Origin of the sequence: Mycolicibacterium arseniciresistens, from assembly GCF_030519285.1 — a bacterium.
GTDB lineage: Bacteria > Actinomycetota > Actinomycetes > Mycobacteriales > Mycobacteriaceae > Mycobacterium > Mycobacterium arseniciresistens.
Genome location: NZ_JAUMSQ010000078.1, coordinates 1 through 9,713, shown reverse-complemented (window position 1 = coordinate 9,713; position 9,713 = coordinate 1). Strand labels below are relative to the sequence as shown.

General features: G+C 68.3%; 11 protein-coding genes. 3 read left to right on the top strand and 8 right to left on the bottom strand.

Annotated features, from left to right (window positions below; all coding sequences use genetic code 11):
- On the bottom strand, positions 1-1,059 hold a 1,059-nt coding region (locus tag Q2100_RS13015; RefSeq protein WP_456094135.1), incomplete at its 3' end, for a DUF7159 family protein.
- Positions 1,060-1,179: 120 nt separating this feature from the next.
- Here Q2100_RS13015 and Q2100_RS13010 point away from each other — a divergent pair.
- A complete protein-coding gene (locus tag Q2100_RS13010) occupies positions 1,180-1,374 on the top strand; it encodes a hypothetical protein (protein ID WP_302914391.1) in 195 nt (64 codons plus the stop codon).
- Here the strand turns inward: Q2100_RS13010 and Q2100_RS13005 are convergent.
- From Q2100_RS13005 to Q2100_RS12980, 6 genes are all read right to left on the bottom strand, one after another.
- Positions 1,361-3,568 (bottom strand): glycoside hydrolase family 183 protein, encoded by a 2,208-nt coding sequence (locus tag Q2100_RS13005; protein WP_302914390.1) that lies wholly within the window; start codon positions 3,566-3,568, stop codon positions 1,361-1,363. The genes Q2100_RS13010 and Q2100_RS13005 overlap by 14 nt on opposite strands.
- 147 nt (positions 3,569-3,715) lie before the next feature.
- The gene (locus Q2100_RS13000) at positions 3,716-4,129 is read right to left on the bottom strand and encodes an ATP-binding protein (protein ID WP_302914389.1); all 414 of its coding nucleotides are present in this window, start codon (positions 4,127-4,129) and stop codon (positions 3,716-3,718) included.
- A complete protein-coding gene (locus Q2100_RS12995; protein ID WP_302914388.1) occupies positions 4,116-4,457 on the bottom strand; it encodes an STAS domain-containing protein in 342 nt (113 codons plus the stop codon). Before Q2100_RS12995 ends, Q2100_RS13000 begins: the two co-directional genes overlap by 14 nt.
- Complete coding sequence (locus Q2100_RS12990; protein WP_302914387.1) at positions 4,454-6,436, bottom strand: glycosyltransferase; 1,983 nt, start codon at positions 6,434-6,436, stop codon at positions 4,454-4,456. Before Q2100_RS12990 ends, Q2100_RS12995 begins: the two co-directional genes overlap by 4 nt.
- On the bottom strand, positions 6,433-7,668 hold the full coding sequence (locus Q2100_RS12985; protein WP_302914386.1) for a GAF domain-containing SpoIIE family protein phosphatase: 1,236 nt from the start codon (positions 7,666-7,668) through the stop codon (positions 6,433-6,435). Before Q2100_RS12985 ends, Q2100_RS12990 begins: the two co-directional genes overlap by 4 nt.
- Positions 7,665-8,501, bottom strand: coding sequence for a glycoside hydrolase family 26 protein (locus Q2100_RS12980; protein ID WP_302914385.1), 837 nt, complete (start codon positions 8,499-8,501; stop codon positions 7,665-7,667). Before Q2100_RS12980 ends, Q2100_RS12985 begins: the two co-directional genes overlap by 4 nt.
- A 149-nt stretch (positions 8,502-8,650) precedes the next feature.
- On the opposite strand from Q2100_RS12980, the gene Q2100_RS12975 reads away from it, so the two are divergent.
- Complete coding sequence (locus tag Q2100_RS12975; protein WP_302914384.1) at positions 8,651-9,262, top strand: VOC family protein; 612 nt, start codon at positions 8,651-8,653, stop codon at positions 9,260-9,262.
- A 33-nt stretch (positions 9,263-9,295) separates the two neighbouring features.
- On the opposite strand, the gene Q2100_RS12970 is transcribed toward Q2100_RS12975, so the two are convergent.
- Positions 9,296-9,436 carry a hypothetical protein gene (locus Q2100_RS12970; RefSeq protein ID WP_302914383.1) on the bottom strand — a complete coding sequence of 47 codons (141 nt, stop codon included), beginning with the start codon at positions 9,434-9,436 and terminating at the stop codon, positions 9,296-9,298.
- 10 nt (positions 9,437-9,446) lie between these two features.
- Here Q2100_RS12970 and Q2100_RS12965 point away from each other — a divergent pair.
- On the top strand, positions 9,447-9,713 hold a 267-nt coding region (locus tag Q2100_RS12965), incomplete at its 3' end, for a hypothetical protein (RefSeq protein WP_302914382.1).

Below are 9,713 nucleotides of genomic sequence, written 5' to 3'. Positions count from 1 at the left end.
CGCTTCGGGCAAGCCCTGCGGTGCGGGAGCGGCGGCCGGTGGTTCCGGCGCGGGCGCCTCGGGTACCGGCACCGCTTCCACCGGTTCGACCGGCAGCACCTCGGGCGGCGGAGGAGGAGCCGCGGGCGGTGCGGCGGGTACCGGGCGTGGCGCCGGCTTCTGAGGACGCGGCGGCAGCTTCTCCACCGGGTCCTGCACCAGGGCCGCCTTCGCCGACTGTTCGGACGCGTTGGCCGTCTGCTCGTGCTCCGGCGTGGACTGAGGGGTGAGGGCGACCGACAGCGACACCACGAAGGTGACCACCGCGGCGACGAGCACCCCGCCCAGCGCGGCCACCCGCGGCGTGACGAACGGCTGCCTGCCTGCGGGAGTCGGCTCCGCAACGAAGCCGAGGTCGAGGTCGTAGGTGCTGCGGGCCGACGCGAGTGCCGCGCCACGGGCCATCGCCAGGTCGGCCTCGGCGGCGGAGATGACCGCGAATCCCCCGGCGTCCAGCGATGCGACGACGTCGTCCAGATCGCCGGCCGAGCCGAGGACGTAGACGTCGGCCGGTTCGGACGGGCAGCTGTCGACCAGCGCGGTCAGCCAGTGCGCCACCTCGGCGGCATCACCCGCGCCGAACCGTTCGATGACGTCGACCACCACCTCGTGGGCGTCGACCACCGCGGCCACGGCCGCGTCGGGTTCCACCACACACACGGCGATGTCCTCGAGGCCGGCGATGTCACCGATTCCCGTCGCCAAGGCAGCCGCCGCGTCCGACTCCGAGACCGCGATGACGTTGTCCGCACCCTTGTCGGCGAGGAGTTCGAGCACCGTCGAGGCGGCAGCCGTCGCGCTTCCGAGCCAGGTGACCCCGATAGCGCGTGGTCGCCGGCCGGGGACCACGGCGAAGGGTCCCTCGCCGAGAACCGCGTCCACCAGGTCATTCAGGCCATTGTCGGCGCCGTCGAGTTCCAGGGTGCCCTTGTCGACCGTTGCGCCCTCGCCGGTCGCGCCTTCAACCAGCACGAAACGGATGGCAGCCGACGTTATCGAGAGGCCGAGTACTAGGTCCACTGATACGTTCCCGATCTGCTTGTCAGTCGGGACCGAGGTTACCGCCGCCTACCCGGGTTGGTGCAATCTGCAACTTCACCGAGCCCACGACCTGCGGCGATGGGTGGCTACCCTGAGGGTATGAGGCTGCGGAAGGCGTTGGTGACGGTGTCGCTGATCCTCGTCGCCAAGGCCGTGCTGATCGGCTGGGTGGCCTGCGGGCGGGCCGAGATGATCGCCACGCCGTCGCAGATCGAGGCCGGCGCCACGCTGGTGACAGCCACCACGTCGGCGACGGCCGCGGCCGACCCGCGCCCCGGCATCACACCTTGCTGAGGTCCGTTCGCATGGTCTTGACCTGGTAGTCGTCCCACGTCGAGATGTTCCAGTACAGGTACTGCTGGTCGCTGGAGGAGACGTTCGCGGTGGACGACCACGGATGGATCATCGGCGCGTAGAGCCCCGGCATCTTCGACGAGGTCACCAGCGTCGTCGGCGCCGTCCATGGGCCCTCGGGCCGGTCCGCCTTGCGGATGACCACGTTGTTGTTCTGGTCCGCGTAGAGCATCACGTACTTCTTCTCGTAGGCGTTGTATTGCACCGACATCTCGCCGACCGTGGGGTACGTGGTGTTCTTCACCAAGCCGAACCACGACGTGGTGGTCGTCCCCGGCAGGATGGGTTTGGCGGCCGCGGGGTTGTTGTTCACCCACGTCGAGCCGTTCCAGTACTGGTACTTCGTCTGGTCGAGGATTTCCCTCTCGTTCACCCGAGACAGGTAGGCGGTGCCGCCGCGGCCCGCCGGCGTGCCGAAGGCGTACACGTATCCGTCCGTCTTCGGTTCCCCGGTCACGGGATCGGTGACCGGCGCACCGGTGGCGTCGACGACCGCGCCCTTGACGTAGGCGAACTGCTGGAAGTTCTGGTTGCCCGAGATGAACGGGCGGGTCGAGCGTCCGACGGCGGCGGGCCGCACCGAGGACGCCGGAACGGTGCGCCAATTCTGGCCATTGTCATCCGAATACGCGATGGCCGAGTAGTTCGTGGTCCACCGGCCCGGGGTGTCCCAGGACCGTACCGACATGAAGTTGATGTACTGCCTGGTCGCCCCGTTGACCCCGGCGCCGGGCACCGAGATGGCGGCGGTGGGAATGATCGTCACCTCGGGTCCGACGGCGTAGCCGTACTTCCCGATGATCTCGCGCGAATAGTTGTTGACCGACATCGGCGAACCGCTGTAGGTGCCGGGATCGTGAATGATGCCGTCGCGCACGTACATTCCGTTGGACAGCGTGGAGTCGTAGCTGCGGAAGAGGGTGTTCATCCGCCACCCGGTCTGCCGCACCGGATTGTCGCCGAAGAAGGTGTCGCCGAAGGCGATCAGCACCTGGTGTTCGTTGACCGGCGTGAGCGGATTGTCACGAATCCCGTTGTCCCACATGACGCCCACATCGGTGCCGCCGATGCCGAACCTGTCGAAGGTCTGGTTGAGACTGTTGCGGCCGGTGACAGCGGTGATGTAGTCGGTGTTGCCGCTGACCGGAACAGGTGTGACCTGGTAGTCGGTGGCGGGGTCGGGTGTGGCGACCAGCGCCGCGGTGGTGGTCGCGGCCGTCGTGACAGCGGCGCGCGCCGTGGTGGAGACAGCCGCCGTCGACGCCACCTGTTCGGTCTCCCGTCGCGCAGCCACCGCCATCAGCGCCCCGAGCGCCCACGGCGATGTCGGCGCGACCGGCACGTTGGACAGCGTTCCCAGGCCGAGCGCCGCGAGCACGCGGTTCACGATGCGCGTCGCGGGCGCCGGTGCAGGCACCGCAGTGGGCGCGGCCGCCAGGGCCGAAGCGACCTGCCCACCGGCCGCCGTCACCGACGACACCGCGGTGGTGACCGCTGTTGTGATGGAACGGGTCTCGGTCACCGCGGCGAGTGTCTTGGTCTCCGGTTGCGGCCCGGTTGGGGTCTTGTCGACGACGACCGCGCGTGTGGTCACCCTGGGACGCGCGGCCTGGACCTCGATCCTGGTGATGCGGTCGTCTCGTGCGGACGCCCGGGACCGGGCCGAGGACGACGACAGCGCAAGTGGCGCCTTGACTTCGCCTTTGACGACGGCCGGTTGAGTCGGTCCGCCGGTGCCTACGCCGGCGGCCTCGGTGGCGTCGGGGCCACCCGCGTCCGTCTTGACGCCATCTTCGACGGATGTCTCGCCGCCGACATTCCAGCGGCTCCTGGCGTCGGCACCCGCCGTCTTCAGCCTCTCCAGGCGCTTCTCCAGACGGGACTGCCATGACGGTGACTTCTTCTTCTTCACCACCGGCTCAGGCGTCTTGTCGTCTGCAGGTGTCGAATCGTCCGCAGATTCATCTTTGGCGGCGTCCTTGGTGGTGTCCGTCGAGGAGTCCTGTGACGTGTTGTCGGAGGTGGACGTCTCCTCCGCCAACGCCACCCCGGCACCGCCCGACACCACGGCGATGCCGACGCCGAGCGCCACCGCCAGTCCGCCGACACGACCCACGTACGCCGATGCACCCATTGATCCGCCTCGAAGCCACATCCCCCGACGGACAAGAGTTCCAGCCGGCACGCGGCCGCCCGTGCACCCAAGGTAGACCCCCGCAGCCGTGCCGGCGCCGCTTTCGACATAAATCGTCGCAGGCGTCAACGCACCGTCATGGCCGGGCTACTCCGCGCGGCTGCGCACCAACGTCCAGTGATTGCCGTCGGAGTCGCGGCGGTATGACAATTCGTCGAGCACCCGGTGGGCGATCGCCAGGCCGCGGCCTCGCTCCGACAGGCCGTCGGGCATCTCGGTCTGCGACACGTCGACCGGGGCCGGCCGGCCGTCGTCGGTGAAGACGGCGCGCACCGACTCCGGCAGCACGTGCACCTCCATCCGGAGGTGCACGGGCTTGCCGCCACCGGAATGTTCGATGATGTTGGCGCCGATCTCACCGACGGCGAGATCCATGTGCATGCGCACCACGTCCGGGATGTCGTGCGCGGACCACACGTCGTCGAGTGTCTGCTGGATGGCGTCCAGGGTCTCCGGCCCCGTTGTGGTGTGCAGCACGTAGGGCGTGTCAGGTGGCGCCATCGAACGCACCGTCTACCGAATCGTGAACGCGCAGAACCCGATTGAGGTTGGTCAATTCCAGTACGGTGACCACCTGCCGGGTCGGTGCCGCGATGCGCAGGTCACCTCCGGCCTGACGTGCCGCCTTCAGGCCGGAGATCAGGGCGCCCAGCCCCGACGAGTCGATGAACTCGGTTCCGCTGAGGTCGACGACCAGCCTCGAGCTTCCCGCCTCGACGAGTGCATGCAGCTGCCTGCGCAGACCGGGAGCCGCGACCATGTTGAGTCGCCCCTCCGGTCTGATCACCGTGGCATCGGATGCCGTGGTGCGCGTGGGGTATTGGGTCATACCGCTCCTTCCGTTCGGTGTCCGCGGTAGCGAACGGCCTGGATGACGACGCTGAGTATCAGCAGGTCGAACAGCACCCAGAAGAGGTTGACCCCGACGCCGAGCACGGAGATGGCGCCGTAGTACAGCTGGACGATCCCGATCACCGACGCGACGATCAGCATCGCCATCGCCGCCAGCTGCCACCTCACCAGGTGCCACGGCGTGGCATCGATGGCCTGACGGGTTTTGGGCGTCACGGCGAATCCGAGAGGGCGCCCGAAGTACACGTTGCGGAACGCGGTGACGCACGCCCGGATCCAGACCGGGAACAGCGCCAGACTGTACTGCTGCCCCCGCCACGTGGGTGTGCCGCGGCTGATGATGATGAACATCAGCTGATTGAGGACCAGGAAAGGGATGAGCCGACCGAAGAAGTCCCAACTGTAGGCCTGCACCGGCATGATGCCGGAGATCAGGTAGATCGCGGGTGCTGCGATGTAGGCCAGGGCGGCGAACCCGGCGAGGTAGCTGTACATCGTCGACCAGTACATGAGCTTCTGTCCCAGGCTGAGACCCTTCTGCACGAAGGGATTCTCGCGCAGCATCACCTGGATCGTGCCCTGCGCCCACCGCAGGCGCTGGGTCAGCATGGTGCCGGCGTCCTCGGGCGCCAGCCCCTCGCAGAGCTTCTCGTGGTGATAGGCCGATCGCCACCCCATCGAATGCAGTCGCATGCACGTCGCCATGTCCTCGGTGACCGAGATGGTCGCCATCGGGAGCACCGGTTGCGCCTCGTCGTCACGGTCCACGTCGACGGCCCGGATCAGCGCGCGGATCGACTCGATCGCCCCGAGCGGGGACCACTCGCGGTCCGCCAGCGTGGCGAGCGCCTCGTCGTCGAAGACCAGATCGGCCGACGGACCGCCATCGGCGTCAGCGCCCATGGCGGCGATCATCTCGAGATCTGCCCGCATCGCCAGGATGTCGGAGTCAACCAGCGTGCGCGCCGCGGCGTCGACCCGCTGCTGGAACGTGAAGGTGATGTCCGCAAGGGCCCGCTTGTCGCGGAGTTCGCGGCGGGCGTCGCGGACCGCGTCGCGGACCGCGTCGAGCGCGGCCTGCGCCTCGCGTTCGTCGGATCCGATCTGGCCTGCGGTCTGTTTGAGGATCTTGTCCGCGGTGTAGAGCGCGCGTTTGATGCCCTCCTCGATCGCCCGCACATAGCCGCGAATGCCGAGTTGCATCAACGCTTCGCGGCGCAGCACCGCGTTGGAACCACAGAAGTACGCGGCGTTCCAGCCGTCCTTGCCCTGCTGGATCGGGCCGTAGAACAGCGGCGCCTGGCTGCCCAACGGGTCACTCACGGGCACGTTGTGGAAGAACTGTGGGGTCTGCACCAACGCCATGTAGGGATCCCGGAAGTAGCCGAGCGTCCTGTCGAGGATCTCCGGAACCGGTACCTGGTCCGCGTCGAGCATCAGGATGAACTCGCCGTCCGTCTCGAACAGCGCATTGTTCAGGTTGCCTGCCTTGGCGTGGCGGGGCTTGTCCTGAGTCCAGTGCGCGGACCGCGTGATGTAGCCGACACCCTTCTCGGCAGCGGCGGCGGCCAGTTCACGACGGTCGCCGTCGTCGAGGATCCAGGTGCTGTGCGGATACCGGATGTCCAGTGCCGCTTGCGCGGTGGCCATCACCATCTCGATCGGTTCGTTGTAGGTGGTGATGAACACGTCGACGGTGGCGCCCTCAGGCGGCGGTTCGGGAGGATTCCGGCGGAGTGTCCGCCACATCGTCAACCCGAAGAGCTGGGAGTCGATCACGCTGTACGTCTCGGCCACCACCAACGGAACGGCGATCCACCACGCGGACCAGTTCACCGACCCGAGCCACCGCCACACGATGTAGTTGACGCCCAGTATCACCGTCAGCAGGATCAGGGCGCGCAGCCACGGAGACGGATATCGCCCGGCGGCGGCGTGAGGCAGCTGGTGTCTCACGGCAGCTCGCGCCGCACGGCCACCAGGGTCACGTCGTCCAGCGGCGGAGTCCTGGCATGCAGGCTTCGGGCGAAGTCACACAGTTCTCCCGGGTCGCGGTACTGGGAGACCAGCTGCAGCGCGGGCCGGACGTCACTGCCGTCGCCGACCAGGTCGAGGACGCCGTCCGAAGCGATGACGAGGGTGTCACCGGGTTGCAGCGTCACCTCGCCGCCGGTCCAGCTGTATCCGGGCAACACGCCGACGGGGAGGTCCGCGCTGTTGAGGGGTTCCACCCTGCCGTCGTCGCGGATCACCGCCGCGAAACCGTGTCCGGCGTCGACGAAGTCGACCCGCCCGCTGTCGATGTCGAGCTTGGCGTGGAAGAGGGTCACAAAGGTGTCGGTACTGTCCAGATCCTCACTCAGTTGCGCCGCAATGGAATTCACCGTGTCCGCGACGTCGACGTCGGTCGCCGTGAGTCGGTCGACAGCGCGTGAGGCGGCTCGCAGGGACGAGCGCACGCTGGCCGCGAGGATCGCCGCACCCAGTCCCTTGCCCATCACGTCCGCGACCGTGAACATGGCGCCGCCCTGCACGCGGTAGTGGTCGTAGAAGTCGCCGCCCACGGCATAGGCCGGGAGGCACATCGCGCAGACCGAGTAACCCGGCAGGTCCCCCAACGGTCGGGGAAGCAGTTGCCGCTGGACCGCCGACGCCCGCTCGAGATCGTCGGAGCTCTCCAGCTCGCGCTGCGCCCATGCGGCGAGTTCCTTGAAGGTCTGCAGTTCAGAGTCCGCCAGCGCCCGCGGCCGGTTGTCGAAGATGCAGAAGGTGCCCACCGGATGACCGCCGGGGCCGTAGAGCGGGTAGCCCGCGTAGAACCGAATGCCGTCACCGCCGACGCCGGGCACACAGGCGAACTCGGTCTCGGCGGCGTCCTCGAGGATCAACGCCGGCTCCTCCGGATGCTGGTAGGTGCGCGCGATGGTGGCCTGGCACACCGAGTTGCGCCGTGTCGTCTGCGGGCCCAGTGACAGGCCGTCGGCCTGCTTGAACCACTGGCGGTCGCGATCGATGAGGTTCACCGATGCCATCGGCACGCCGAACACGCAGCGCGCCATCCTGGTGATGCGGGCGAACCGGTCCTCCGGCGGCGTGTCGAGGATGTGCAGTTGCTCGAGGGAACGCACCCTCTCGTTCTCCACCTCGGGCGGCAGCGCGTACCGCTGGCTCAACGTCTCGGTGTTCACGCCGCCGCCTCACTCAGCGATGCGCCCATCGCCGCGGCCGCGGCCGCGGTGCTGGTCAGTCGCCAATCGGTTTCTTTGTCGTGGTGGAACCAGATGAAGCCGGTCACCTGCGGCTCGCCGGCCATCATGTGCACGAGCTCGCCGATCCACTCGGCCTTGTCGCCGCCCGCCTCGGCGCAACCGACCTCGGTGACCAGGATGGGCTTGGTGTCACAGAGTCGGCGCAGCTCGGCAAGCCCGTGTCCGAAGATCTCCGTCGGTCCGGTCCACCGGCTCCCGGGCAGGGTGGTGCCCCAGTTGTAGCCGTCGATGCCGAGCACGTCGACGCACTCGTCGCCCGGGTACCAGCGGGTGAGCGAGTCCTCGCCGACCGGCCCCGCGTCGGGCGCCCACACCCATCGGACGTTGGCGGCGCCGCGCTCGCTGAAGAGGTGGTGGACATGCCGCCACGCCAAGACATACTCCTCGGCCGAGGTCCCGGCCCCGGCCGACCACGGATACCAGGTGCCGTTGAATTCGTGGGCAAACCTGAGGAGAACCTCCCCACGCGCACCGGCGAGCCCTTCGGCCCATTCCCGGAGGTAATCGTCGTAGCAACCGGATTTGATCTTGGGGAGAATGGCGGCGACCGGGTCCGCGGATTCGCCGTGCCACAGTCGGGGCTCCCATGTGATGACGGGTTGGGCTGCGCGGTCGATCACCGCATCGATCTTCGCCACCGGTGGCGGAGAGGCAAAATCCTCGTACCAGAGCACGAATTCGGGGGTCTTGCCCACCGCGTCACCCACCTCCGCCAGCTCCTGCGCGGCCAGCGGTCCTCCCTGCGTGCTCACCCCGAAACGCAACCCGCCGGCCATTCGCCTCCCGCCGTCCAGCAAATTGCCCCGATTCAACCATAGGCACCGGCGCCCGTTGAAAGGGCCGGAACGATCGAAGTGGTTCGAGCACAGTGGTGTCTGTGCCGGCCACTAACGTGGCGCCCATGCACCCCATCCGTCACGTCCTGGTGGAGTCGGTCGATCCCGCACCGCTCCTGCCGTTCTGGTCGGCCCTGCTGGAGATGCCGGTGGTCGACGGCACCTCGGTCTCCCTCGGCGAGGGTGCGGCGCTGCGCTTCGCCGCCACGGATGAACCGAAGCAGGTGAAGAACCGGTTGCACCTCGACCTCGCCACCACCTCCGCCGAGCATCAGGACGACCTGGTTCGCAGCGCCCGCGACCTCGGCGCGCGGCCCGTCGACGTCGGCCAGACAGATGACGTGCCCTGGGTGGTGCTGGCGGACCCCGGCGGCAACGAGTTCTGCGTGCTGGAACCGCGTGACGAGTACCGCGGCATCGGCCCTATCGCCGCGGTCGTGTTCGATGCGCTCGACCCCCGTGCGCAAGCCCAGTTCTGGGCCGAACTCACCGGGCTGCCCGTCACGCGGTCCCATCCGCAGTACGCGTCGCTGCGGCAGGACGGGCGCTTCTGGGTGGAGTTCATTCGCGTCGACACACCCAAGCGGGTGCGCAACCGGGTACACCTCGTTCTCGCGAAGGACGACGCGGACCCGCCGCACACGGATCCGGAGGGCAACGAGATCCTCGGCTGCTGACGGGAGTCTCCAGCCGTCGCGGCGAGCGGCGCCTCAGGGACCGTACGGCGACTGCTGGTAGGGGTTCTGCGGCGCGTACGGGTTCTGGGGCTGATACGGATTCTGGGGCTGAGCCGGCACCTGGATCGGGATCGGAACCGGGACGAACGGCACCGTGACGTAGGTCGTCGTCATCGGGTTCGTCGTGGTGGTCCGTGTCGTCGTAGTGGTCGGCGGCGTCGTGGTGGTGGTCGGCGTTGTCGTCGTCGTGGTCGGGGTCGTCGTTGTGGTCGTCGTCGTGGTGGTGGTGGTCGTCGTGACGGGCTGCGTGGTCGGGGGCGGCGGAGGAGGAGGCGGCGCGGGCGGCTGCGTCGTGGGTGGCGGGGGTGGTGGCGGCGGAGGAGGTTCGCTGACCACCGTGAGCGCCGGCGGCGGCGGAGGCTCGCTCGGGGGCGGAGGTGGCGCGCTGGCC